At 69.0% G+C, this 23,754-nt stretch carries 20 protein-coding genes; 11 read left to right on the forward strand and 9 right to left on the reverse strand.

All coding sequences use genetic code 11. The annotated features are described in order from the left end of the window. Positions 1-40 precede the first annotated feature (40 nt). Complete coding sequence (locus OSC27_RS00485) at positions 41-685, forward strand: Pr6Pr family membrane protein (RefSeq protein WP_267179465.1); 645 nt, start codon at positions 41-43, stop codon at positions 683-685. On the opposite strand, the gene OSC27_RS00490 is transcribed toward OSC27_RS00485, so the two are convergent. Both OSC27_RS00490 and OSC27_RS00495 read right to left on the reverse strand, forming a co-directional pair. Further along, entirely contained in the window at positions 642-1,280 is a 639-nt protein-coding gene (locus OSC27_RS00490; protein ID WP_267180377.1) for a YqaJ viral recombinase family protein, read from the reverse strand. The genes OSC27_RS00485 and OSC27_RS00490 overlap by 44 nt on opposite strands. Positions 1,281-1,296: 16 nt before the next feature. Beyond that, entirely contained in the window at positions 1,297-2,487 is a 1,191-nt protein-coding gene (locus OSC27_RS00495) for an ROK family transcriptional regulator (protein WP_267179466.1), read from the reverse strand. A gap of 177 nt (positions 2,488-2,664) precedes the next feature. On the opposite strand from OSC27_RS00495, the gene OSC27_RS00500 reads away from it, so the two are divergent. From OSC27_RS00500 to OSC27_RS00515, 4 genes are all read left to right on the forward strand, one after another. Beyond that, complete coding sequence (locus OSC27_RS00500; RefSeq protein ID WP_267179467.1) at positions 2,665-3,405, forward strand: sugar phosphate isomerase/epimerase family protein; 741 nt, start codon at positions 2,665-2,667, stop codon at positions 3,403-3,405. Next, complete coding sequence (locus OSC27_RS00505; protein WP_267179468.1) at positions 3,402-4,508, forward strand: Gfo/Idh/MocA family protein; 1,107 nt, start codon at positions 3,402-3,404, stop codon at positions 4,506-4,508. The genes OSC27_RS00500 and OSC27_RS00505 overlap by 4 nt, the downstream gene beginning before the upstream one ends. After that, positions 4,505-5,647, forward strand: coding sequence for a Gfo/Idh/MocA family protein (locus OSC27_RS00510; protein WP_267179469.1), 1,143 nt, complete (start codon positions 4,505-4,507; stop codon positions 5,645-5,647). The genes OSC27_RS00505 and OSC27_RS00510 overlap by 4 nt, the downstream gene beginning before the upstream one ends. A 275-nt stretch (positions 5,648-5,922) precedes the next feature. Further along, positions 5,923-6,936, forward strand: a complete 1,014-nt coding sequence (locus tag OSC27_RS00515) for a sugar phosphate isomerase/epimerase family protein (RefSeq protein WP_267179470.1) — start codon at positions 5,923-5,925, stop codon at positions 6,934-6,936. Between the two features lie 16 nt (positions 6,937-6,952). Here OSC27_RS00515 and OSC27_RS00520 read toward each other — a convergent pair whose 3' ends face one another. From OSC27_RS00520 to OSC27_RS00530, 3 genes are all read right to left on the reverse strand, one after another. Then, the gene (locus tag OSC27_RS00520) at positions 6,953-7,729 is read right to left on the reverse strand and encodes an anti-sigma factor (RefSeq protein WP_267179471.1); all 777 of its coding nucleotides are present in this window, start codon (positions 7,727-7,729) and stop codon (positions 6,953-6,955) included. Next, positions 7,726-8,310, reverse strand: a complete 585-nt coding sequence (gene sigK, locus OSC27_RS00525; RefSeq protein WP_267180378.1) for an ECF RNA polymerase sigma factor SigK — start codon at positions 8,308-8,310, stop codon at positions 7,726-7,728. The genes OSC27_RS00520 and sigK overlap by 4 nt, the downstream gene beginning before the upstream one ends. Before the next feature lie 126 nt (positions 8,311-8,436). Then, complete coding sequence (locus OSC27_RS00530; protein WP_267179472.1) at positions 8,437-9,102, reverse strand: fasciclin domain-containing protein; 666 nt, start codon at positions 9,100-9,102, stop codon at positions 8,437-8,439. Positions 9,103-9,307: 205 nt separating this feature from the next. On the opposite strand from OSC27_RS00530, the gene OSC27_RS00535 reads away from it, so the two are divergent. Further along, positions 9,308-10,954: a molybdopterin-dependent oxidoreductase gene (locus OSC27_RS00535; RefSeq protein WP_267179473.1), complete on the forward strand. Its 1,647-nt coding sequence runs from the start codon at positions 9,308-9,310 to the stop codon at positions 10,952-10,954. A 63-nt stretch (positions 10,955-11,017) separates the two neighbouring features. Here OSC27_RS00535 and OSC27_RS00540 read toward each other — a convergent pair whose 3' ends face one another. Then, entirely contained in the window at positions 11,018-13,354 is a 2,337-nt protein-coding gene (locus OSC27_RS00540) for an arylsulfatase (protein ID WP_267179474.1), read from the reverse strand. 254 nt (positions 13,355-13,608) lie between these two features. Between OSC27_RS00540 and OSC27_RS00545 the strand changes: the two genes are divergently transcribed. From OSC27_RS00545 to OSC27_RS00565, 5 genes are all read left to right on the forward strand, one after another. Beyond that, positions 13,609-15,174 (forward strand): ABC transporter substrate-binding protein, encoded by a 1,566-nt coding sequence (locus OSC27_RS00545; RefSeq protein ID WP_267179475.1) that lies wholly within the window; start codon positions 13,609-13,611, stop codon positions 15,172-15,174. A gap of 61 nt (positions 15,175-15,235) precedes the next feature. Next, positions 15,236-16,177, forward strand: a complete 942-nt coding sequence (locus OSC27_RS00550; RefSeq protein WP_267179476.1) for an ABC transporter permease — start codon at positions 15,236-15,238, stop codon at positions 16,175-16,177. Continuing rightward, complete coding sequence (locus tag OSC27_RS00555) at positions 16,174-18,216, forward strand: dipeptide/oligopeptide/nickel ABC transporter permease/ATP-binding protein (protein ID WP_267179477.1); 2,043 nt, start codon at positions 16,174-16,176, stop codon at positions 18,214-18,216. Before OSC27_RS00550 ends, OSC27_RS00555 begins: the two co-directional genes overlap by 4 nt. 2 nt (positions 18,217-18,218) lie before the next feature. After that, a complete protein-coding gene (locus tag OSC27_RS00560) occupies positions 18,219-19,217 on the forward strand; it encodes an oligopeptide/dipeptide ABC transporter ATP-binding protein (protein WP_267180379.1) in 999 nt (332 codons plus the stop codon). A gap of 66 nt (positions 19,218-19,283) precedes the next feature. Then, a complete protein-coding gene (locus tag OSC27_RS00565; RefSeq protein ID WP_267179478.1) occupies positions 19,284-20,219 on the forward strand; it encodes an alpha/beta hydrolase in 936 nt (311 codons plus the stop codon). 57 nt (positions 20,220-20,276) lie between these two features. Here OSC27_RS00565 and OSC27_RS00570 read toward each other — a convergent pair whose 3' ends face one another. The 3 genes from OSC27_RS00570 to OSC27_RS00580 form a co-directional block, all read right to left on the reverse strand. Then, positions 20,277-21,515, reverse strand: a complete 1,239-nt coding sequence (locus OSC27_RS00570) for a glycoside hydrolase family 1 protein (RefSeq protein ID WP_267179479.1) — start codon at positions 21,513-21,515, stop codon at positions 20,277-20,279. Positions 21,516-21,778: 263 nt separating this feature from the next. Continuing rightward, positions 21,779-22,678 carry a LysR family transcriptional regulator gene (locus OSC27_RS00575; protein WP_267179480.1) on the reverse strand — a complete coding sequence of 300 codons (900 nt, stop codon included), beginning with the start codon at positions 22,676-22,678 and terminating at the stop codon, positions 21,779-21,781. A 20-nt stretch (positions 22,679-22,698) separates the two neighbouring features. Then, positions 22,699-23,748: a quercetin 2,3-dioxygenase gene (locus tag OSC27_RS00580; protein ID WP_267180380.1), complete on the reverse strand. Its 1,050-nt coding sequence runs from the start codon at positions 23,746-23,748 to the stop codon at positions 22,699-22,701. Between the last annotated feature and the right edge of the window lie 6 nt (positions 23,749-23,754).

The raw sequence follows: 23,754 nt of genomic DNA on the forward strand, positions 1-23,754 counted from the left end.
AGCGAGCGTGGCCGCACGGCCTCGAGAGTCGGGGAACAGCATGAGACGAGCGTTCGCCGTTCTTCGCCTGATCGTCGCGATCGGCGTCATCGCCGCCGTCGTCGGTCAGTTCGCGAAGAGCCTGTCGATGGTCGCGAATCCAGGAGCCTTCGCCGCCAACTTTCTCAGCTTCTTCACCATCGACTCGAACCTGCTGACGATCGTCATGCTGCTCGCGGGCGCCTGGTTCGGCTTCACGAAGCGGCGTGATGACGCTCGCTTCACCCTCTTCCGCGCCTCAGTCACCGCGTACATGGCCACGACGGGTGTGGTCTATGCCCTGCTGCTGCGCGACGTCTCCCTCGACCAGGCCACCACGCTGCCGTGGTCGAACGAGATTCTGCACGTCGTCGCGCCGCTCTATGTCGTGCTCGATTGGATCTTCGCGCCGGGCCGCAGCCCGGTGCGCTGGGATCGCCTCTGGCTGATCCTCACCTTCCCGATCATCTGGCTGGCGTACACGCTCATCCGCGGTCCGCTCGTCGGGTGGTATCCGTACCCGTTTCTGAACCCCGCCCAGCCCGGCGGTTACGCGACGGTCGTGCTGTACATCGTGGCGATCGCCGGTTTCATCGGCATCGTCGGGGTGGTCGTGGTGTGGCTCAGCCGGCTTCGCGTGCTCGGGAACGGCTCGCGGTCACGATAGCCAGCAGCTGGTCGGCGAGACCGACGAGCATCGCGATCTCGTTCTCGTCGCGGTCCACCCAGCGGCATTGCGGCTGCGCATCCACCGGCACGAAATCCTTGTGCTGCTCCCACACCACCAGGGTGCGTTCGGCGCCGAGCACATACTGCTGCCACCACACCTGACGAAGATACGAGCGGGGGATGCTGCGCCACGCCTTGTTCGTTGTCTTGATCTCGGCCAGCTCGAGCCGCCCGCCATTGCGCAGCGCGATACCGTCAGGCGTGGCGAGGTGCGCGGTGTTCGATGCCGCGTGGAACAGCGACGAGCTGGCGCGGATGCCGTACTCGGCGAGCACCCAGCGGGCGATCTCCGGCTCCCTCGCCTTGCCGTGGTCGGTGTACGCGTTGCCGGTGAACCCGGTGCCGTTGAGCTTGTCGAACGCCGCCGCCTGAACAGAGCGTGCGGTGGCGAGTTTGGCGACATCCGTTGCCGTGACGCCCCTGCTGCGGGCACGCAGCCATGCGACCCGGTCCGTGGAGTCGGCGACGATGCGGCGCAGGTGCTCGGCGATGCGTGGTGCCGTCGGCGCTTCCTCGTCGAAGAGGGAGAGCATCGTGTCGGTCACCCGTCTATTCTGCCCCTGCCGCGGCGTCGATCGCGCCCGGATCGAGCGTGTTCTGAATCACCATGATCGCGGCACCCAGCACTCCGCCGGTCGCGCCGGCCTTCGCGGGCACTATCGCGAGGTGCTGCGTGGCGAGCGGCGTCGACTGCCCGTAGACGACCTCGCGCACGCCCGCAAGCAGGTGCTCGCCGGCGCGGGCGATGCTGCCGCCGATCACGACGACCGAGGGGTTCAGCAGGTTGACGCACGTGGCGAGCACCTCGCCGAGGTCGCGGCCGGCCTGTCGGATCGCCTGGATCGCGGCACCGCTGCCCTGCCGTTCGAGCGCGACCACGTCGTTGCTCGTGGCGGCCTCGGTTCCGGCGGCGGTGAGCGCACGGGCGATGGCGGGCCCGCTCGCGAGGGCCTCGAGGTCGGCCCCCGGCTCGCCGTGCCGGGGGTTGCCTCGCGTGAACGGCACGCGCACGTGCCCGAGGTCGCCCGCCGAGCCCTGCGCTCCGCGCTGCAGGCGCCCGCCCGAGATGATGCCGGCGCCGATGCCGGTGGCCACCTTCACGAAGAGCAGATCGCTGTGCTCCCGCCACGCGGTCGCGTGCTCGCCGAGGGCCAGCAGGTTCACGTCGTTGTCGACGAGCACGGGCGCGCCGAGCCGGGGCCGCACATAGCCGGGCACGTCGAACCGATCCCAGCCCGGCATGATGGGCGGGTTGGTCGGCATGCCCGTGGAGTGCTCGACCGGCCCCGGCAACCCGATGCCGATACCGACGAGGTCGGCCGCGGGCCGCGAGGTGCGCTCGAGCAGGGTTCGGGCCGCCCGAATCGCCCAGTCGAGTACGGGCTCCGGGCCATCCGCAATGCTGATCTCGCTCGATTCGGTCTCGAGTATGCGGCCCGAAAGGTCGGCGACCGCCACGACGCCGTGGGTGGCTCCGAGGTCGATGGCGAGAAGGATGCGCGCAGCCGGGTTGAACGCCACGCATGCGGGCGGCCTGCCCCCAGACGACACCGCACCGCCTGCCGGCACGACGAGCCCGGCAGCGGTGAGGGCGGAGAGGCGGGTTGCGACCGTGGAGCGGGCGAGGCCCGTGAGCGACGCGAGCTCCGCGCGGGTGCGGGGCACGCCGTCGCGCAGCGGCTCGAGCAGCACGGCGGCATCCCTGGTGAGCAGGGGTGCGGGATCCGCGGTCTCGGCCATAAGGGCATTGAATCACAGACGCGGCACGAGTCCGTGGAAAGTCCGCTGCCAAACCGTCAACTTTTGCTTGCATGGCGGCAGAAGTCTGCTTAGATGGAGATCAGCCTCGTCCACAGGTGGCGTCGACGGCGTGCGGCGCAGCATCCGATCATTCGTTCATTCATTCTGAGGAGAATCGTGACCTCGAACCACCTGTCCGTTCAGCTCTACACCGTGCGTGAGCTGCTGGCTGACGACCTGCCCGGCACCCTGCGGCGCATCGCCGAGATCGGCTTCACCCAGGTCGAGCCCTTCAACTTCACCGGGCTGCCCGGCCTGGGCGAGGCGCTGAAGGCCAACGGCCTCACCGCCCCCACCACGCACATGCACTTTCTCGGGGAAGACCCGCGGCCCGTCTTCGAGGCGGCGCGCGAGCTCGGCATCGAGACCGTGATCGACCCGCACACGCCCGCAGAGCGCTGGCAGAGCGCAGAGTCGGTGGCCGAGATCGCGGCACAGCTGGGCGACGCCGCGGGCATCGCCGCCGAGTACGGGCTGCGCGTCGGCTACCACAACCACGCGCACGAGCTCGAAAGCGTGATCGACGGCGTGCCGGCGCTTGAGTTCTTCGCCTCGAAGCTCGACGACGCCGTGGTGCTCGAGGTCGACACGTATTGGGTCGCCGTCGGCGGGCAGGACCCGGTTGCGCTCATCAAGCGCCTCGGCGACCGCGTGGTCGCGCTGCACGTGAAGGATGGCCCCGGCACCGCCGAGACCAAGGACCAGGTGGCGGTCGGCAGCGGCTCCCTGCCGATCCGCGACATCGTCGAGGCCGCGCCGAACGCGCTGCGCGTCATCGAGCTCGACGACTCGCGCGGCGACCGGTTCCAGGCCGTCGCCGACAGCTACGCCTACCTCACCGCGGAGGGGCTGGCATGAGCCGCACCGGCCGCGTGGGCGTCGGCGTGATCGGCGCCGGAACGATCAGCACCCAGTACCTCGAGAACCTCACCTCGTTCCCCGACCTCGACGTGCGCTTCGTCGCCGACATCGACGAGGAGCGTGCGGCGGCGCAGGCCGAGAAGTTCGGCGTGCCGGCGAGCGGATCGGTCGAGCAGCTGCTCGCCGAAGACGACATCGAGATCGTGGTCAATCTGACCATCCCGAAGGTGCACGTGGAGGTGGCGCTGCAGGCGCTCGCCGCGGGCAAACACGTGTGGAGCGAGAAGCCGTTCGCGCTCGACCGGGAGAGCGGGCGTGCCCTGCTCGACACCGCCCAGAAGGCGGGCCTGCGGGTCGCGACGGCGCCGGATACGTTCCTCGGCGCCGGCATCCAGTCGTCTCGTCGTTTCATCGAGTCCGGCGGCATCGGCGCACCCCTCACCGCGCTCACGCTCATGCAGAGCCCGGGCCCCGAGTCGTGGCATCCCAACCCCGACTTCCTGTTCCAGGAGGGCGCGGGGCCCATGTTCGACATCGGCCCGTACTACATCACCACGCTCGTGCAGCTGTTCGGGCCGATCGCGCGCGTCACCGCCGTGTCGTCGAAGGCGAAGCCGTTCCGCGTCGTGGGCTCGGGGCCGCGCGCCGGGGAGCAGTTCGAGGTGACGGTGCCGACGCACGTGAGCGCGCTCTACGAGTTCGAGAGCGGGCAGACGGCGCAGAGCATCTTCAGCTTCGACTCCAAGCTCAAGCGCGTGGCGTTCGAGGTGGCCGGCGTCGAGGCGACCCTCGAGGTGCCAGACCCGAACACGTTCTCTGGCGACCTCGTCGTGCACGACGATGGTGAGGATGTGCGCAGGCTGCCGTCGACCGGCGTGACGACCACGCGCGGCACCGGCGTGGCCGAGCTCGCTCAGGCGATCCGCGAGGGCCGGCCCGAGCGCGCGTCGGGCGAGAACGCGTTCCACGTGCTCGACGTCATGGTCTCCACCATCGAGTCAGCCGAGCGCCACGAGACGGTCGAGGTCACGAGCACCACGACGGTCGGTCCAGCGTTGCCGGAGGATTGGGACCCGCGCGTCGGAACACTGACGGCATGAGTTCCGAGGTGCCAGCGGCTGACGGCAGACGAGCGGATGCGCGCACGCCGCTCGGCGTGGGCATCGTGGGCGGCGGCTTCATGGCCGCGGTGCACTCCCGCGCCGCCCGCGCGTCGCGGGCCCGTCTGGCGGGCATCGTCGCGTCGAGCCCCGAGCGGTCGCGCCAGGCGGCCGACGAGCTCGGCGTCGAGCGCGGCTTCGACTCGCTCGACGCCATGCTCGCCGACGACGCCATCGACGTCGTTCATGTCTGCACCCCCAACGCCCTGCACGCCGAGCAGGCCGAGGCGATCATCGCCTCCGGCAGGCACATTGTGTGCGAGAAGCCGCTTGCCACGAATGTGACGGATGCCGCGCGGCTGGTCGCTGCGGCAGCATCCGCTTCTCTCACGGCCACCGTGCCGTTCGTCTACCGGTTCCACCCGCTGGTGCGCGAGGCGCGGGCGCGCGTGCGGGCGGGCGAGTTCGGCCGGCTGCTGACCATTCACGGCTCGTACCTGCAGGACTGGCTGCTGTCGGCAAGCGACGACAATTGGCGGGTCGATGCCGAACGCGGCGGCCGCTCGCGGGCGTTCGCCGACATCGGCTCGCACCTCGTCGACCTGACGGAGTTCGTCACAGGCGACCGGGTCACGCGTGTCGCAGCGACCCGGCGCACGTTCTTCGACGAGCGGGGGGCCGCGACAGACGCGAGCCGACGCGTCACGACGGAGGACGCGATCGCCATCACGCTCGAAACCGCAGGCGGGGCGCTCGGCACGCTGCTCGTCTCACAGGTCGCGGCGGGCCGCAAGAATCGGCTGCATCTCGAGATCGGCGGCGCCGAGGAGTCGATCGCGTTCGACGGTGAGCAGCCTGAGACCATCTGGCTGGGGCGCCGCGCGGGCTCGCAGGTGATCCCGCGCGATGCGGACCAGCTGCACCCGGATGCTGCACGGCTCTGCCGGGTGCCGGCGGGGCATCCGCAGGGTTACCAGGACGCGTTCAACGGCTTCGTCGCCGACACGTACGATGCGATCGGCGGAGCCGCGCCGGACGGCCTGCCGCGCTTCGAGGACGGGCTGCGTGCCGCTCGCATCACCGACGCCGTAATGGACGCCGCCGATGCCGGCCAGTGGGTAACGGTGGAGGCGGGTTGAGGAGGCGCGAAGCGCCGTCTCGAAACCGCCGAGGACGGCCAGTGGTTGAGGCGGGTTGAGGAGGCGCGAAGCGCCGTCTCGAAACCGCCGAGGACGGCCAGTGGTGGAGGCGGGTTGAGGAGGCGCGAAGCGCCGTCTCGAAACCGCCGAGGACGGCCAGTGGTGGAGGCGGGTTGAGGAGGCGCGAAGCGCCGTCTCGAAACCAGCACCGAGGTTTCGAGACGTGCCTGCGGCACTCCGGGGCCCGCACACACATACGAGAGGAAGATATGCACATGACTGAATCGACGCATCCTGTCACGCTGTTCACCGGTCAGTGGGCCGACCTGCCGTTCGAGGAGGTCGCGAGACTCGCCGCCGAATGGGGCTACGACGGGCTGGAGATCGCGGCATCCGGCGACCATCTCGACCTTGAGCGGGCGGATACGGATGACGCCTACCTGCGATCGCGGCTCGAGATTCTCGAGCGCAACAACCTGAAGGTGTTCGCGATCTCGAACCACCTGACCGGGCAGGCCGTGTGTGACGACCCGATCGACTTCCGGCACCAGGCCATCGTGCGCCCGTCGACCTGGGGTGACGGCGATCCCGAGGGTGTGCGGCAGCGCGCCGCGGAGGACATGAAGCGCTCGGCGCGCGTCGCCCGCAAGCTCGGCGTCGACGTAGTGGTCGGCTTCACGGGGTCGAAGATCTGGCCGTACGTCGCGCAGTTCCCGCCCGTGCCCGCCTCGGTCATCGAGGAGGGCTACGAAGACTTCGCGAACCGGTGGAACCCGATTCTCGATGTGTTCGACGCCGAGGGAGTTCGGTTCGCGCATGAGGTGCACCCGAGCGAGATCGCGTACGACTACTGGACGAGCGTGCGCACCCTGGAGGCGATTGGCCACCGGGAGGCGTTCGGGTTCAACTGGGACCCGTCGCACATGATGTGGCAGGACATCGACCCAGTGGGCTTCATTGTGGAGTTCGCTGACCGCATCTACCACGTGGACTGCAAGGACACGCGGCTGCGGCCGAAGCAGGGCCGCGCCGGCGTGCTCGGGTCGCACCTGCCGTGGGGCGACCCGCGCCGCGGCTGGGACTTCGTCTCGACCGGGCACGGCGACGTGCCGTGGGAAGACGCGTTCCGGGCGCTCGAGGCGATCGGCTACACGGGTCCCATCTCGATCGAGTGGGAGGATGCCGGCATGGACCGGCTGCACGGCGCGGCGGAAGCCGTGACGTACATCCGCTCTCTGCTGTGGAAGCAGCCGACCGCCTCGTTCGACGCCGCCTTCAGCAACCAGTAGCGCTCCGCTCCGCTAACTACGCGGTGAAGACCGCCACGGGCTTCGTGGTCGGCGCCTTCGAGCCGCCGGCGGGCTCGATGGTGATGCCGACCGCATCGCCGGCCCGCATCGTTCCCGAGAGCACCTGCCACGAACGGCTGCCGCCGAGCGACAGGAGACCGGCCGAGCGGGCGTCGCTGTCGTGGATGTACCAGAGCTGGTAGGTCTTGCCGGCAGGCGCTTGCGCGACGCCGTCGACCACCACGGCCGACTTCGCCAGCGACGGCGACCACACGAGCGTGGCTTCGCCGCCGCCCGTGACTGTGACGCTCGCGCGCTGCGCATCCGGCGCGGCGGAGATCTGCGCGAGCACGTCGCTCTGCGCGCTCACCGGCGGCGTCGCCGGGTGGATGCCGTTGCCGAGCGCGAGGCCGCCCACGAAGAGCACGACCGCCGCCGCTGCGGCCGCCACGGTCATCGCGACCGGCCGCCGGAACCAGCGCACGCGGGCGCGCTCGGCCGCCGGGGAACTCGCGGAGATCGGGGAGCCTGCGGAGCTCGCAGTCTCGCCGGCACGCGGCCGTTGCGGCATCGTCTGGATCTGCGCCATCAGCCGCTGCTTGAGCTCGGGCGGCGGCGTGACCTGCGGCTGCGAGAAGGCAAGCGTCTTCGCCACCTGTTCGAACTCGGTCGCCTCCAGCCGGTGCTCGGCCGACTCGGCCAGGTACCGGCCGTATTCGGCCTCTTCCTCAGGGGTGAGCGAGCCGAGCGCGTGCCCGGCTGCGAGCTTCGCCCGCTCGTCATCGGCGGTCATGCGCTCACCCCCATTTCCGTTCTGAGACGGATCATGCCGTCTCGAAGTCGTGTCTTGACGGTGCCGATCGGCACCTGAAGCAGTTCGGAGATCTCGCTATGCGAGTATCCACCGTCGTAGGCGAGGGCGATCACCTGCCGTTGCACGTCGCTGAGGCTCTGCATTGCTCTGTCTGCTCGTTCTCGTTCCACAGCAATCTCCGCGGTTTCCGCCACGTCGTCCACCGGCTGCAGGTCGCGCGTGCCGATGCGGATGTCTCGGTCATGTGCCGACTGCGAGGCCCTGATCCGGTCGATCGCGCGACGCTTCGCCATCGTGATGATCCAGCCCGCTGCCGATCCTCGCTGCGCATCGAAGGTGGGTGCGGACTGCCACACCTCCAGGAACACCTCCTGCGCAACCTCCTCTGACTGTGCACTGTCGAGAAGAAGGCGACGGATGCTGCCGAGCACCCGAGACGCCATGAGATCGTACAGTTCAGCGAACGCGCTCTGGTCGCCTTCTGCGACGCGAGCGAGTAGTTCGCCGCTGCGGGCGCCGATGGCGACAGCGGAGTTCGCGGCTGACCCGTTCGAACTCATCTGCACGTCACCCAGCATGTCAGAATTCTGCGGCACTGCCTTCCTTGATCCCCGCTGAGCAGTGTGTCGTCGAGCGGTGGCGGCCCCGACCGCAGACGGGCCCGCCACCGCGGCAGCCTTCGGCGCCTACATCGACGGCGGCATCAGCACGCCGTCGATGAGGTACACCGTGGCGTTCGCCGTCGTGACTCCGCCACAGATGACGTGGGTGTTGCCGTTGACCGTCATGTCGTCGCCCGAACCGGCCACCGTCACCTCATCGCCTTCGACGGTCTTGTGGGTTCCGTCGATCTCAGAGGGGGAGAGCTGGCCCGAGATCACGTGGTAGGTGAGGATCTTGGTGAGGGTGTCAGCGCCTTCCGGCGTCTTCAGCGTGTCGAGCGTCGCCGCGTCGATCTTGGCGAACGCGTCGTCGACCGGGGCGAAGACGGTGTACTGCCCGCTGTTGAGCGTGTCGACCAGGTTGACCTTCGGGTTGAGTTTGCCCGAGACGGCGGCGACGAGCGTCGTGAGCAGCGGGTTGTTGCTCGCGGCGGTTGCGACCGGGTCCTGCGCCATCCCCTTCACGGAGCCGGGGCCGCTCGGCACTTTGTCGGCGTAGGCCGAGCAGCCAGGGCCGACGAGGCTGGCGGCGGCATCCATGGTGCTGGGAGAGGATGAGGATGTCTTCGGCGACGACTTCATCGTGTCGGACGCGTTCGAGCCTGAGTCTGATGAACAGGCGGTGAGGCTGAGGGCGGCGACGGCGAGGACGCCGACCGTTGCCGCGATGGTGCGGTGTGTGGTTCGCATCGATCTACTCCTTATGCATTCTGTGGGAGCCGCGCACCGTGGTGATGCGTGGCGTTCATCGAGTGATTCGGCGCCGACGCGGAAGCGGATTGGATTCGTTCAGCACACGGCAACCGCGGGCGAATAGCCTGACGATGCACGATGCAATCCGTTAAGGGCCGTGGCGACGAACCACCCGTGACGGCCACGGCGGAAGGCGGCGGGAATGAACGACCAGAGTGATAAGGCGAGCGCAGACGACAACGCGAGCGAGCCCGACAAGGGGAGCGAGCGCTCTCGTACCGGCCGCCGCGCCGGCTGGGTGCGGGCCGCGGCCTCCGGTCTTGTCGGCGCCGGCGCATTCGTCGCCGCCGCTGAGCTGATCGCCCTGGTGACGGGCCAGCGATCCGGCCCGGTCGTCGCGGTCGGTTCGTTCGTGATCGATATCGTGCCCCGGTGGGCCAAGGAACTCGCGATCGACGTCTTCGGCTCGAATGACAAGTTCTTCCTTCTGCTGACGCTCGCGGTCGTCAGCGGGGTGGTCGCTGCGATCGCCGGCATTCTCGAGCTCATGCGCCCGCCGATCGGGCTCGTCATCGTCGGCGTGGCCGGGGTCGTCGCCATTGCCGCGGCCGCCACGCGGGCCGGCGCATCCGCTCTCGCCTTCGCCCCGCCTGCCGTGGGCGCGGTTGTCGGAATCCTCGTGCTGCGCACCCTCGGCCGGCGCCTGCGACGGTGGATCGCCGCGCAGGCCGCGAGCCAACGGGCCGGCACTGCGAGTGGCGCAGCTGCTCTCGCCCAGGGCGTCGACCGTCGCGGCTTCCTTGCCGTGGCCGGCATCACCGCCGCGGCCTCGGTGCTCATCGGCGTTGGGTCACTCGTCGGCCAGGCTGCGGCCGCCTCCATCCGTGAGATCCGTCGAGCCGTGAAGCTGCCGCACCCGCGCAAGACGGTGCCGATCCCCGACGGCGCCGAGCTGAACGTGCCCGGCATTACGCCCTTGTTCACGGCGAACAGCGACTTCTATCGCGTCGACACGGCGCTGACGGTGCCGAGCGTTGACCCGGCCGGCTGGTCGCTGATGGTCGACGGCATGGTCGACCGCAGCATCCGCCTCAGCTTCGACGATCTTCTGGAAATGGGCCTCGACGAGTACGTGATCACCATGACGTGCGTCTCCAACCAGGTCGGCGGGGACCTCGTCGGCAATGCCAGGTGGCTCGGCGTTCCCGTGCGCCAGATTCTGGCGATGGCGTCGCCGCACACCGGCGCCGACATGGTGCTCTCGCGCAGCGTCGACGGGTTCACGGCAAGCACCCCGCTCGCCTCGCTCACCGACGAGAAGCTCGACGCCATTCTCGCCGTGGGCATGAACGGCGAGCCGCTGCCGCTCGAGCACGGATTCCCGGTGCGCATGGTGGTGCCAGGCCTGTATGGCTATGTCTCCGCCACGAAGTGGCTGTCGAAGCTGAGTGTGACGACGTTCGCGAAGGACGCCGGGTACTGGACCAGCCGCGGCTACAGCGCGAAGGCGCCCATCAAGCTCTCGTCACGCATCGACACCCCGCGAATCGGCAAGGCCGTCGCGGTGGGGCCGACGAAGATCGCCGGCGTCGCCTGGGCGCAGACCGTCGGCATCTCGCGCGTGGAGGTGCGCGTCGACGACGGGCCGTGGCAGAACGCGACGCTGTCGAAACCCGTCAACGACGACACGTGGGTGCAGTGGATGCTCGACTGGAACGCACGCGAGGGCAACCACACACTCGTCGTGCGGGCGACCGACAAGAACGGCACCGTGCAGGAGAAGACCCGCCGGCCGGTCGCGCCGAACGGCTCGAGCGGGTGGCAGCAGACGCTCGTGCGCGTCGGCTGAGGGCTCGACTGGGTTTCGAGACAGCCGGCTGTGCCAGCTTCGTCAACCCGCTGGGTGTGACGGCTACTCGTAGGTGCGCTCCATGTCGCGCTCGATCTGCGCGATGAGCTCGCCGTTGTACGGCGCCTTCGGCCCTGGCACAAACTCGACGCTACGCAGGCCGGACCGCATCGGGAACGACCGGTGACGCTCGAACAGCTCCCAGTCGACGGGTGAGCCGCGATCGACCCCGACGCTGATGCCGGTGAACGGCGCCATGCTGATCAGCTGTGCAACCGGGCCGAGAGTGAGCACCTCGGTGCCGTCAACCGACACGGAGACCGAGACGGCGAAGTCGGGCAACGCCGTGAAAGCGGCACGGATGGCCCCCTCACCGGCGCCCACTGAGCCTTCGAGGGGCGCGGGGCCGTCGAGGGGCGCGGAAACCCGGTGCATCCGCCCGTACTCGTTGTAGCTGAGACACAGGCGACCGTTCTCGATGAAGAGCACATAGCCGCCGCCCTGATCCCCGTGCGCCACGATCACGCCGTCATCGACGGCCGCATCGAGGCGCGCGATAATCTCGAACGAGCGCAGCTTCGTCAGCTTGTTCGAGCGGAACCGTTCGAGAGTGGGTGTGCCGGGGAAGATCGTGACGGCAGTCTCGAACCGCAACTCGCTCGCTGGCCGCTGCCGCATGAGTGACCCGTCGTCGCCCAAGGGGAACACGGTGTTGCGCCACGCCGCCGCGCGCCAGGCCTCAGCGAGCTCGCGCACGCGCTCCGGACGCTCTGCGGCGAGATCGTTCAGCTCGGTGGGGTCGATGCTGATGTCGTAGAGGCGCCACTCGTCGTCGCTGAAGGGGCGGCCGGGCAGGTGCTCGGTCACGAGCTTCTCGTTGCCGCGAACCAGCGAGCGGTTGCCCACGAACTCCGTGTACTGCTCGGTGCGGAGCGCCGGCAGCGAGCCGTCGCGAACGAGCGCGCCGAAGCCGATGCCGTCGACCTCCTGCGCAGGCCGACCATGCCGCTCGGTTAGGCGCGGCACGTTCGCCAGCTCGAGCAGCGTCTGGCCGAGGTCGCTGACGTAGGCGTACTGGCGGCGAAGACCGCTCTCGCCCTCGGCCCTGGGCATGCCCTTCGGCCACGAGAGGATGAGCGGCACCCTCACTCCGCCCGCGTAGGTGTGGCCCTTGTAGAGGCGGAACGGGGTGTTCGAGGCGTAGGCCCAGCCCTGGGGGTAATGCACGAATGTGCGGGGGCCGCCGATGAGGTCGATGTCGCGTTCCACGTCGGATACCCAGTCGGCGGGCAGGCGGGCGCCGAGTGTGAACTGGCTGAAGTAGCTTCGGGTGCCCTCAGGGCCGCCCTCGCCGGTGCCGCCGTTGTCTGAGGTGAACGCGATGATCGTGTTGTCGTACTCGCCCATCGCCTTGAGCTGGTCGATGAGCCGGCCGAGGTTCTGGTCGACGTTGTCGACCGAGGCGGCATAGACCTCCATGTAGCGGGCGAAGAGCGTGCGTTGTTCGTCGCTCAGGCTGTCCCATGGCACGACCTCGCACCCGGGCTCGGTGTTTCGCGGAGCGCAGCGCGTGCCCTCAGGGAACAGCCCGTCGCGAATCTGTCGTCGGAATCTCTCGCCACGAACGTGATCCCAGCCGTCGTCGTACATGCCGCGGTACTTCTCGATGTCCTCGGGTTTTGCCTGCAGCGGGCCGTGCACCGCCTGGTGTGCGAAGTACAGGAAGAACGGCTTGCCGTTCTCGCTCGCCTTCACCCCCTTGATCATCGCCAGGGCGTTGTCGGTGAGCGCGTCGGTGAGGTGGTAGTCCTCCGGGAACTCGTCGATGACGAGCGGGCTGTTGTCGCGGATGAGGCGGTGGGGCTGGAACAGCGAGGTGAGGCCCTCCATCGAACCGTAGAAGCGATCGAAGCCGCGCTGCAGGGGCCACGACGAGCGGTCCGCGGCGTCGTTCATGAGAGAGTCGCGCGTCAGGTGCCACTTGCCGACCATGAGCGTCGCGTAGCCCGCGGCCCGGAACGACTCGGCAATCGTCGGCGCATCGTCGGGGATCTGCATGGTGTAGCCGGGGTAGCCAGGGTCGCCAGCGACCGTCGCGAACCCCGCCCGGTGCGGGTTCAGCCCCGTGAGCAGGGCGGCCCGCGCCGGCGAGCACACGGGCGACGAGTGATAGTTCGTGAAACGGTAGCCCTCATCCGCCAACCGGGCGACGTTTGGGGTGTCGATCTCAGAACCGTACGGTGAGATGTCGCTGAAGCCCATGTCGTCGAGCAGCACCACGATCACGTTGGGCGCGTCGCCGCTCGCTCGCCTCTCGGCGGGCCACGACGGTGTCGACTGCGACGCCAGCTCGTTGACCACGCCACCGAAGTGCTCGTAACCCCGAGCCTCGTGTGGCATGCTCCCTGTCGTTTTCGGTTCATTCGACGGCTGCATTGATGGCATAAAGAGGGTCCTTCCGGCGGGCGACACTGGCGACGGATGCGCGGGGCGCGGCTCTGCGCTCGGCCCTCAGCACATCGCCTCCGCCCGCCGTTCGATAGATCGTTCTCCATTCAATGGAAAGCCATTTTGATGGCGGGAGCCGCTCGCGGAAGCTGGCCTGAGGCGCACGTCGCGCATCCACTGTCCAGAGTTGTGCATGGAGGCATCACATGAATCGATCAGTTGTCTGGCCCCGAAGGATCGCGGCCATCGCCATCGCGGGCGTCATGCTCATCCCGCTCGCCGCCTGCAGCGGCGGAAGCGGCGGGGGCGACAAGGGCGCCGCGAACGCCTCGAAGCTCACTCTCGGTCTCGAATCCGACCCCGCGCCGCAGGGCTACGACCCGGTGCACTACGCCGGCGGCGCCCAGGACCAGTTCTATTCGGGGCTCTACGATTCCCTCTTCACCTACGACAAGGACGGGAAGGTCGTACCCTCCCTGGTCTCAGACTTCAGCTACAACGCCGACAGCACGACGCTGACGCTCGACCTGAAGCCCGACGTCACGTTCACGGATGGCGGCACTCTCGACGCCGCCCTGGTGAAGGCGAACCTGGATCGACGCGACCAGCCGGGCTTCGCGGCATACAACGCCATCAAGAAGGGCGGCGCGACCGAGATCGCCTCGGTCGACGTCGTCGATGACGACACGGTAGCGCTCACGTTCTCGAAGCCGCAGGCCGGGTTCCAGGTGAACCTTGTCGGAACCCCGGGCATGATCGTCGGTCCGGACGCCGTGAAGAACCCCGACTCGCTTGCCGCCAAGCCCGACGGTTCCGGCCCGTACACCCTCGACAGCGGCGACACCGTGAAGAGCAACTCGTACGCGCTCACCAAGAAGAAGGATTCCCCCGAGGCATCCGCTTACCCGTTCGACAGCATCGTCTTCAAGGTGATGCTCGACCCCCAGGCGCGACTGAACGCGCTCATCTCCGGGCAGATCGACTCTGCGCTCCTTGCCGCGGCCACCGTGGACACGGCGAAGAAGCGCAAGGTTGCCCTGAGCCAGATCGGCGGCACCGTGTATGAGCAGCTGATCTTCGACAAACTCGGCGCGACGGCGCCGGCATTCGCGAACGTGAAGGTGCGCCAGGCGTTGTCGATCGCCATCGACCGCAAGGCCTTCGTCAATGCGCTGCACAAGGGCGAGCTGCCCACGTGGAATGCGCTGCCGAAGGACTCGCCCGGATTCGACCCGAAGCTCGAGAGCGAGTTCGCGTACAACCCGAAGAAGGCGAAGCAGCTGCTTGCCGAAGCGGGCTACCCCGACGGCTTCAGCTTCACTCGGGTGGTGGGTGACGACACTAAGACCGACGCCCAGGCCATTCAGAAGTACTACGCCGCGATCGGCGTCGACATGCAGCTGAAGGTCGCCACCTCGACAGAAGAGGCGTTCAACTCGGTCAAGACCACCCCCATGGGCGGCCCGCAGGCCACGAACTGGGCCAACCCGGTGGCGGTCATGAACGGCGTCGTGTTCGGCTTCACCAACTTCCAGGGAGCCAAGAACCCCGAGCTCTCCGCAGCGACGGGAGCGCTCGCGGCGGCACAGACGGATGCGGATCGCGCGAAGGCGCTCACCGATCTCAACCGGCACCTGGTCGAAGACGTGTGGCTCATGCCGCTGTACGAGCAGCTGACCACCCACGCGTACAACGCCACGAAGCTGAAGAAGGTCACGTTCGCAGGAACCAACAGCTGGCCGCTGCTGTCGTCGTACACCCCGGCAGGCTAAACCACCCGCCGGCTGCCGCCATCCGGCGGCAGCCGGCCCGACCCTCTTTTCAGGAGAAGACATGGCGGTCTTCGTACTCAAGCGGGCGTTGCTCGCGGTGCTGACCATATTCGCCGTCTCGGTGATCGCATTCCTGCTCGTGCACAGCATGAAGGGCGATCCCGGCACCGTCATCGCCGGCCTCGGCGCGACCAAGGGCGAGATCGCCGCCATCAACGACAAGGTCGGCTGGAACGATCCGCTCATCGTGCAATACGCCGACTGGGCGCTGCACGCGATCCAGGGCGACTTCGGCCTTTCGCTCATCGACGGCCGCGACATCATGGGTGACCTCGCCGATCGACTGCCCGTCACGGCCTCCCTCGCCACCGGGGGAACCCTGCTCAGCGCCGTTCTCGGCATCGTGCTCGGCGTGACGGCGGTCGTGCGCGGCGGCATCGCAGACAAGATCGTCTCCGGCTATGCGGGACTCGCCGCCGCACTTCCCAACTTCTGGATCGGCATCATTCTGGTCTTCGTGTTCGCCGTCGTCGTCCCCGTCTTCCCCGCCACCGGGTACGTGCCGTTCGATCAATCGCCGGAGTTGTGGTTCATATCGCTGGCGCTGCCGGTGCTCACCCTCGCCATCGGCGGCTCCGGCTTCATCGCCCGGCAGGCGCGAGCCTCCATGTACGACGCGCTCGCGCAGGAGCACATCCGCACACTGCGCGCGACCGCAACGCCGCGGTGGCGCATCCTCTATATTCACGCTCTTCGCTTCGCCAGCCTGCCGATCATCGCGAGCATCGCCCTGCAGTTCATCGCGCTGTTCGGTGGCTCCGTCGTGATCGAGCAGCTGTATTCGATGCCCGGCATCGGCGTTGACCTGCAGGCGGCCGTGGCCCGCTATGACGCCCCGGTCGTGCTCGGTGTCGTCGTCATCGCCACGATCGTCGTCGTCGTGGTCAACCTGATTCTCGAGATGGCGACGCGATTCCTCGACCCGAAGCTGCGTGCATCATGACCGCTCCGCTCACCCCCACCGCCCCGAGCGCCGTCAGGCCTCAGGGGGGCCGCCCTCTCGCGCGGCTCGTTCGCCGGCCGCCGGCAGTCGCCGGTGCTCTCTGGCTCGCGTTCATCGTGATCGCCTCCCTCACCGCGCCGCTGTGGCTGCCGTACCCGACCGAGCAGCAGGACTTCAGCGCGGTGCTCGCAGGGCCGAGCCCCGCCCACTGGCTCGGCACGGACGAACTCGGGCGAGACCTGCTCAGCCGCATCTTCGCGGCAGGCGGTGGAACACTCGCCGCATCGACGATCGGTGCGGTCGTGGCGATGCTCGTGGCCGTGCCGCTCGCGCTCATCGCGGCGTCTGGCGGTGAGCGCGTCGAGGGCGTCATCAACCGCGTCACCGAGGTCATGCTCGCGATCCCGGCCTTCATCATCATGCTCGCCGTCATCGGGGTCGTCGGCACCAATATGCCGATCATCATGGCCATCTTCGGCTTCCTGATCTCCTCCGGCATGTACCGCGTCTTCGTCGGGGCCGCGAAGTCGCTGCAGGCGCAGCTCTACGTCGACGCGGCGAGCGTCGACGGCATCCGCCCTGTGGGAATCAGCCTGAAGCACGTGCTGCCGGGCATGCTCAACACCGTGATGGTGCAGTTCGCGCTGGTGTTCGCCGTGGCGATCATGCTGCAGGCGGGGCTGGCCTTCATCGGGTTCGGGCCGCCCATTCCGCAGCCGAGCTGGGGCGGCATGATCCAGGCCGCGTCGCAGCACGTGTACGACGCACCGTGGATGATGGTGCCGACCGGCATCGTGCTCGCGCTCACCGTGCTCTCGGCGAACGTCGTCGCCGACGCCCTAGCGGCGACGACGGACGTGCCTCAGCTGCAGATCGCGCTGCGGGAGCCGAAGCGGCGGATGCGCGCGGGTGCGAGCACTGCCGACACGCAGGCGGCCGCCGGGGAAGGGCTTCGCGTGCGCGCCCTCGCCGTCGGCTCAGAGGCGGTGACGCTGGTGAGCGACGTCTCGCTCGATGTGCGGCCGGGCCGCGTTCTCGGCCTGGTCGGCGAATCCGGCTGCGGCAAGACACTGACCGCGCTCTCGCTCATCGGGCTGCTGCCGCCCGGCATCCGCCCCCAGGCCGGTGAGGTGCTGTGGAACGGCCACGACCTGACTCGCCTGTCGGAGCGGGAGTTCATGCGCATCCGCGGCCGCGAGATTGCGCTGATCTCGCAGGAGCCGATGCGCGCGCTCGACCCCATGTTCACGGTCGGCTACCAGCTGGGCGGGGCGATCCGCCGGCTGCAGAAGGTCGGCCGCGCTGCCGCTCGCGCCGAGGCCGCCGCCCTGCTCGGCAAGGTCGGCATCGTCGACGCACCCACCGTGCTGCGGCTGTACCCGCACGAGATCTCCGGCGGCATGGCGCAGCGCGTGGCCATCGCGCTGGCCCTCGCCGGCAGACCTCGCCTGCTGGTGGCCGACGAGCCGACCACCGCGCTCGACGTGACCGTGCAGGCCGAGATCCTCGACCTCTTGCGCAGCATCATCGCCGACACCGGAATGTCGATGGTCCTCGTCACGCACGACTTCGGTGTGGTCGCCGACATCTGCGACGACGTCGTCGTCATGTACGCGGGTGAGGTTGTGGAGAGCGGGTCGGTGCATTCCGTTCTGGAGGGGCCGCAGCATCCATACGCCATGGCCCTGCTCGCCGCCGACCCGCACGCCGGCGTCGAGGCCGAGTCGCAGAGGCTCGCATCGATTCCCGGCCAGGTGCCGCAGCCGAAAGACTGGCCAGACGGATGCCGCTTCGCGGACCGCTGCCGCTTCTCGACCGAGGCGTGCCGACGCCCGATCGCGCTCACCCCACGCCGCTCTGCCGAGGGCGAGGTGCGCTGTATCCGCTCGGCCGAGCTGACGGCAGCCGGAGTGACGTGGGCCGCGGCACCGGCGGGCGTCGAGCCCGAACGCGTGCGCATCGAGCCCGAACGCGTGGGCGCGGCTGAGGCAGCGCAAGCCCCCACCCGCAGGGCAGAGCCAGAGGAGGCACGACTGTGACCATTCAGAAGGCGCCGGCCGCCGCTCCCGCCGCCACGGAGACGGCCCCGGCCCTGCGCGTGAGGGACCTCGTCGTGCGCTACGGCCGGGGACGGCGCGCGGCCGCCGAGCCCGCGGTCAATGGCGTGACGTTCGACATCGCCTCCGGCGAGACCGTCGGTCTCGTGGGCGAATCGGGATCGGGCAAGACCACGATCGGCAAGGCCATTCTCGGGCTGCAGCGTGTGACCGAGGGCAGCGTGCAGTACCGGGGCCGCGACATCACGCATGCATCGCTCGGCGAGCGCCGCGACCTGGGCGGCGAACTGCGCGCGGTCTTCCAGGACCCGTACTCCTCTTTCAACCCCCGGCGCACCATCGGAGCCTCGCTGATCGAACCCCTGCGCCTTCGGGGAGTAAGCAGAGCGGATGCCGTGGGCCGCGCCCGCAGCATGCTCGAACGCGTCGGGCTGCCCGCCGACGCCGTCGACCGCTACCCTCGCCAGTTCTCCGGCGGCCAGCGACAACGCATCGCCGTGGCGCGCGCCCTCATCTGCGACCCCTCCCTCGTGGTGTGCGACGAGGCGGTGAGCGCGCTCGACCTGTCGACGCAGGCACAGGTTCTCAACCTGCTGGCCGACCTGCGCGACGAGCGCGGGCTCAGCTACCTCTTCATCGCCCACGACATCGCGGTCGTGCGGTTCCTCGCCCAGCGCGTGCTCGTTCTCTACCGCGGCCAGGTGATGGAGAGCGGGCCGGCTGCCGGCGTGACGGATGCGCCCAAGCATCCGTACACCCAGGCCTTGACGGCGGCTTCGCCCGTGCCGCGCCCCACGGAGCAGGCCGAGCGCCGGGCCAGGCGGGAGGTCCTCGTGGTCGGTGGCGCGAGCGCCGCCGCGCCGACCAGTGTGGGCTGCCCGTACGCGGCGCGCTGCCCGCTCGCGACCGAGCTCTGCCGCACCGAACGGCCGGCGCTGCGCCCCATCGACGACCGGCTCGTCGCCTGCCACTACGCGAGCTGAGGCGGCACGGCGCGCCACGCGCGCTCATGAACGGCCACCCGCATCCGATCACACTTGAGGAGAAGCATGACCACCATCACCGCTCCTGACGGACCGTACGTCTTCCCGTCCTTTCGGGAACCGGCGTGTTCCGGGCGCATAGAGGTCCCTGAGGGCGCGACGGCCCACGTTGGACTGAGCTACATGCTCAGCGACGGCTATCGCGAACTCGGGATGGACGTCTACGTTCCAAGCGATCGCACGCAGCCCGCTCCGTGCGTGATCTGGATCCACGGCGGTGCCTGGCTGAACGGGGATCGACGCTACGTGCCTGATATCTGGCCTGCCGGGGAGCCGTTCGGCTCTTTGATTCGTCGGGGATACGCCGTGGCGACGATCGACTACCGGCACTCGCGAGAAGCCGCGTTTCCCGCTCAGTTGCATGACGCGAAGGCCGCCGTTCGCTACCTGCGGCATTTCGCTGAGGAGCTCGGTATCGACCCGACGCGGCTGGCTGTCTGGGGCGAATCGGCCGGGGGCCATCTCGCCGCGTTGGTCGGGCTGGTCGGCACCCGTGCGGACCTCGAGGGTGGCGTGGGCGTCGGCGGCAAGGACAGCGCCGTTTCCGCCGTCGTCGACTGGTACGGGGTGAGCGACGTTGCGGCGATGCCGTCGCTCGTGGACTCTCTTCCGAATGACGCAATGGCTTCGAACCCCGGGGTGACGATCGAGGAGCCGATCGACGTGATGCTGGCCGGCGCACACGATCGCGCGGCCGCGGAGCGCGACTTCTCGCCGGTGAGCCACGTCTCTGCGTCTGCTCCGCCATTCCTCCTCGTGCACGGTGACGCAGACCGGCTTGTGCCGGTCGAGCAGAGCAGGCAGCTGCACGATCGCCTCCGCCAGGCGGGGGCGTCGGCCGCTCTCCACATCGTGCCCGGGGCTGACCACGTGTGGATCGGTGCCGAATTCGAACCGCTGGTCGCCGAGGCCATCGACTTCCTCGACTCTGTGCTCAGATAGGGGCTCGGACAGGGCCGCGGTCGAGCCGACCTGACCTGGCCTGCTGCGGCCGCGCGGCTACGCCGTCTGCTGCCTGACCAGGGTGCTGTAGACCCCGGCGCTCGGCTTGGCCGTGCGTTCGAACGTCTCACGGTTCACCTCGTGCAGGCCGAGCTGGCTCGAGTAGCCGGCGACCCATTCGAAGTTGTCCATCAGGGTCCAGTGGCAGTAGCCGAGCACCGGCACGCCGTCATCGATCGCCTCGAGAAGGCCGGCGAGCGAAGGCTCGATGAACGCGGCACGCACCGCGTCATCCGCGGTGCTGATGCCATGCTCGGTCACGCAGACCGGAACGCCGCTCACCTCGTGGGCGTAGCGCGCGGCGCCCTTCAGCGACTCGGCGTCGACCGCCGAGCCCATGCCGTTGAGCGTGGCGCCGGCCGCCGCCGGCAGCTGGCCGTCTGGCCCGAACCAGACGCGCTCGTAGTTCTGCACGCCGATGAAGTCGTCTTCACTCGCCAGGCGCAGCCAGTGGTCGTAGACCTCGGCACGCTTGCGATCCCGCAGCGCTTCGCCGCCGGCCGCCGCGCAGTCGTCCGAGATGGCGATCGAGAGCCCGACCTTGAGCTGTGGCCGCCGAGCCTTGATGGCGGCGCGTGCCGCACGGTGGGCCCGCGTCATGGCATCCTGCATCGCCTCGAAGTCATCGGCGACCATCACGTTGCCCGAGCGGTAGCGCTCGACTCCCGCGGCCTCGCTCGCCGCGTCGAGGGTCGCACGGGTGAGCTCGGCGACGAAGTCCGGCAGGCCGGCCCACGAGAGCATGCGCGGCAGGTTGGGCTCGTTGAACGTCACGGCCGCCGCGATCCGATCGCCGAAGCGGTCCATGACCACACCGCAGAAGCGAGCGAACAGCTCCGCCGAGTTCGGGTCGAGCCAGGCCCCGCGGGAGGCGAACCAATGCGGCAGGGTGAAGTGGCTGAACGTCACGAGCGGCGCAAGGCCGCGCGTGACGCATCCGTCGACGATCGCCTCGTAGTGGGCGAGTGCCTCGTTGTCGAACTCGCCTTCAGCGGGCTCGATTCTGGCCCACTCGACCGAGAAGCGGTACGCGTTCAAGCCCATGCCGGCGACGAGGTCGAGATCCTGTTCCCAGAGCTCGTAGCTGTTGCACGCAGGGCCGGAGGGCTCGGAGAAGACCGTGGGGGAGACGTTCTCGAGGAACCACGTGTCGCTGCCGCGATTGAAGCCCTCGCTCTGGTGGCCGGCGGTGGCGACCCCCCACAGGAAGTCTTCGGGAAAGGGGCCGAGGGCCATGGCGCACTCCTTGCGTCGATGAAAGCAGAGACCGACGGATGCGCGGGGCCGCTCACATCGTCGGGGAGACCCCTCCACCCTCGCCGAGGCCACCCCCGCCCCGCAGCAGGGTTTCCGCCCAATGGAACGCCGCTCTGCGGGTTGAAGAAGCGCGAAGCGCTGTCTCGAAACCCTGTCGGCGGATAGGGTTTCGAGACGCCGCTTCGCGGCTCCTCAACCCGCTTCGCGGTTTCGAGACGCCGCTTCGCGGCTCCTCAACCCGCTCAAGGCGCGGCGGCCGCCTCGCGCACGATGGCGACGAACGTCGTGAGCGCGCTGCCGGCGAACGCGTCGCTGCGCGTGCACAGCACGAAGCGCGAGGGCGCCAGATCGTCGATCGGCACGAAAGCGATGCCCGGCCTCGAGTACGCCTCGCGCACGGCCGCGCCGGCGATGTTCACCCCGACGCCGGCCGCGCAGAGCTCGATGATGCCCTCGATGTCGGTGGCCTGCGATCCCATGCGCAGCCGGGTGCCGTCCGGCCGAGGGTTGACCAGCCACGCGTCGGTCCGCTCCGGCGTCATGCCCGAGACCGTGATGTAGGTCTCGGCCGAGGTCTCGTCGAGCCGCACCGAACGACGGCCGGCGAGCGGGTGCGCGTCTGAGACCACGAGCACGCGCGGCTCGGTGTATACGACCGTCACGTCGACGTCGTGCGGGATCGGCTGCACCTCCTCGGGAATGAACACGGCGTCCACCCGTCGCTCGCGCAGCGCGTCGAGCTGGTTCACGAAGTCGAGGCGCTGCATCTCGATGCGCAGGCCCTCGATGCGCCGCGTGGCCTCGCCGATGATCCGGGTCGTCAGCGCTCCGCCCATGCCGACGACGAAGCCGAGTCGCAGCAGCGGCTGGGCCTGCCGCTCCAGCTGCTCGATCCACTCGGAGACCGCGGCGCCGGCATCGACCGCCCGCGTCGCGAGAGGCACGAGCGCGCGGCCGGCATCCGTCAGCTCGACCGCTCGTGACGTGCGTACGAAGAGCGGCCGTCCCACCTGCTGCTCGAGGCGCAGAATCTGCTGGCTGAGCGACGGCGGCGAGATGTGCAGCGCCTCGGCGGCGCGAGCGAAGTGCAGCTCGCGGGCGACGGCGAGGAAGTAGCGAAGCGCGTGTGACGAGACCTCCACGCGCCCACCTCTCTTCCGCCTCAGATGTCGAGCGCCTTCGTGCGCTCGGGCGGCGGGCCCACCACCACGACGTCGAGTTCGGCCTGCACCCGACCGAACGCCTCGCCGGGGAAGTACGGCTCGCCGCCCTCATAGTAGACGTGCTCATCGGTCGGCTCGAACATGTACTCGAAGAACTTCTCGAAGATCGCCGGCGCGAGAATGCCCACCATCTGCGTGCGGTTGCTTCCCCAGGCATACGAATGGATGGTGCCCGCTGGCGCGTGCACGAAATCCCCCTTCGTCAACAGCACCTCGCGGCCGTTCACGTGCAGCCACACCCGGCCGTCGAGGCAGAGGAAGTTCTCGGTGTGCCGGTTGTGGAAGTGCAGCGGGATGTACGGCGCCGCCGAGCCGGTGGATTGCATGGTGAAGTAGTCGGAGCCGGTGTTGCGGCCCCGCGAGAGGTACGTGTTCATCTGGTTGTAGCCGACGCGGCGGTCGCCCTCGCCCGCCGTGAGGAAGTAGGGCTCAACGCCGGCGGGCAGCTGCGCATCGTGGCTGAGGCGGGCATCCGTCTTCTCGAGGTCGGGGAACGTGACGCCGAACTCGGCTCCGGCCTCGGCGAGCTGCTCGAGGGAGACGGCCCGTTCGCTGCGCTGCGGGTGCACGTGCGCGTCGACCGGGGTGCCCAGGCGCTCGACGAGCTCGATGGCGCGGCCGGGCATCGACCATACGAAGAAGCGCGTGTAGTGGCTGAGCATGCGGTAGGCGAAGGGCGTGCCCGCGGGCACGACGACCTCGTCGCCGGCGGTGAGGATGCGGCCTTCGCTGGGCAGCCAGAACTCGAGGCGGCCGTCGAAGACGATGAACGTCTGGCTCTCGCCGGCGACGCTCGTGAACGGGATCTCGAGTCCGCGCCCTCCCGAGACGTAGGCGGCGCTGAAGAGATCGGTGTCGCGGCGGCCGGCGATGACCGTCACCAGTTGGCCGTTCAGCTCGTAGCGCGAACCCTCGCCCGCGGCCATGTAGTACGGCAGCACCTCGCCAGGGCGCTGGTTGACGATGGGGGCGGGAGGATTCGAGGACATCGGTGT

Origin of the sequence: Microbacterium sp. STN6 (genome assembly GCF_026410545.1) — a bacterium.
In the GTDB taxonomy this organism is placed as follows: Bacteria; Actinomycetota; Actinomycetes; order Actinomycetales; family Microbacteriaceae; genus Root112D2.

Excerpts from the sequence above, each read along its gene's own strand:
- OSC27_RS00485 (WP_267179465.1), top strand. The coding sequence starts at position 41 with ATGAGACGAGCGTTCGCCGTTCTTCGCCTGATCGTCGCGATCGGCGTC.
- OSC27_RS00490 (WP_267180377.1), bottom strand. The coding sequence starts at position 1,280 with ATGCTCTCCCTCTTCGACGAGGAAGCGCCGACGGCACCACGCATCGCC.
- OSC27_RS00495 (WP_267179466.1), bottom strand. The coding sequence starts at position 2,487 with ATGGCCGAGACCGCGGATCCCGCACCCCTGCTCACCAGGGATGCCGCC.
- OSC27_RS00505 (WP_267179468.1), top strand. The coding sequence starts at position 3,402 with ATGAGCCGCACCGGCCGCGTGGGCGTCGGCGTGATCGGCGCCGGAACG.
- OSC27_RS00510 (WP_267179469.1), top strand. The coding sequence starts at position 4,505 with ATGAGTTCCGAGGTGCCAGCGGCTGACGGCAGACGAGCGGATGCGCGC.
- OSC27_RS00515 (WP_267179470.1), top strand. The coding sequence starts at position 5,923 with ATGACTGAATCGACGCATCCTGTCACGCTGTTCACCGGTCAGTGGGCC.
- OSC27_RS00520 (WP_267179471.1), bottom strand. The coding sequence starts at position 7,729 with ATGACCGCCGATGACGAGCGGGCGAAGCTCGCAGCCGGGCACGCGCTC.
- sigK (WP_267180378.1), bottom strand. The coding sequence starts at position 8,310 with ATGAGTTCGAACGGGTCAGCCGCGAACTCCGCTGTCGCCATCGGCGCC.
- OSC27_RS00530 (WP_267179472.1), bottom strand. The coding sequence starts at position 9,102 with ATGCGAACCACACACCGCACCATCGCGGCAACGGTCGGCGTCCTCGCC.
- OSC27_RS00535 (WP_267179473.1), top strand. The coding sequence starts at position 9,308 with ATGAACGACCAGAGTGATAAGGCGAGCGCAGACGACAACGCGAGCGAG.
- OSC27_RS00540 (WP_267179474.1), bottom strand. The coding sequence starts at position 13,354 with ATGCCACACGAGGCTCGGGGTTACGAGCACTTCGGTGGCGTGGTCAAC.
- OSC27_RS00545 (WP_267179475.1), top strand. The coding sequence starts at position 13,609 with ATGAATCGATCAGTTGTCTGGCCCCGAAGGATCGCGGCCATCGCCATC.
- OSC27_RS00550 (WP_267179476.1), top strand. The coding sequence starts at position 15,236 with ATGGCGGTCTTCGTACTCAAGCGGGCGTTGCTCGCGGTGCTGACCATA.
- OSC27_RS00555 (WP_267179477.1), top strand. The coding sequence starts at position 16,174 with ATGACCGCTCCGCTCACCCCCACCGCCCCGAGCGCCGTCAGGCCTCAG.
- OSC27_RS00565 (WP_267179478.1), top strand. The coding sequence starts at position 19,284 with ATGACCACCATCACCGCTCCTGACGGACCGTACGTCTTCCCGTCCTTT.
- OSC27_RS00570 (WP_267179479.1), bottom strand. The coding sequence starts at position 21,515 with ATGGCCCTCGGCCCCTTTCCCGAAGACTTCCTGTGGGGGGTCGCCACC.
- OSC27_RS00580 (WP_267180380.1), bottom strand. The coding sequence starts at position 23,748 with ATGTCCTCGAATCCTCCCGCCCCCATCGTCAACCAGCGCCCTGGCGAG.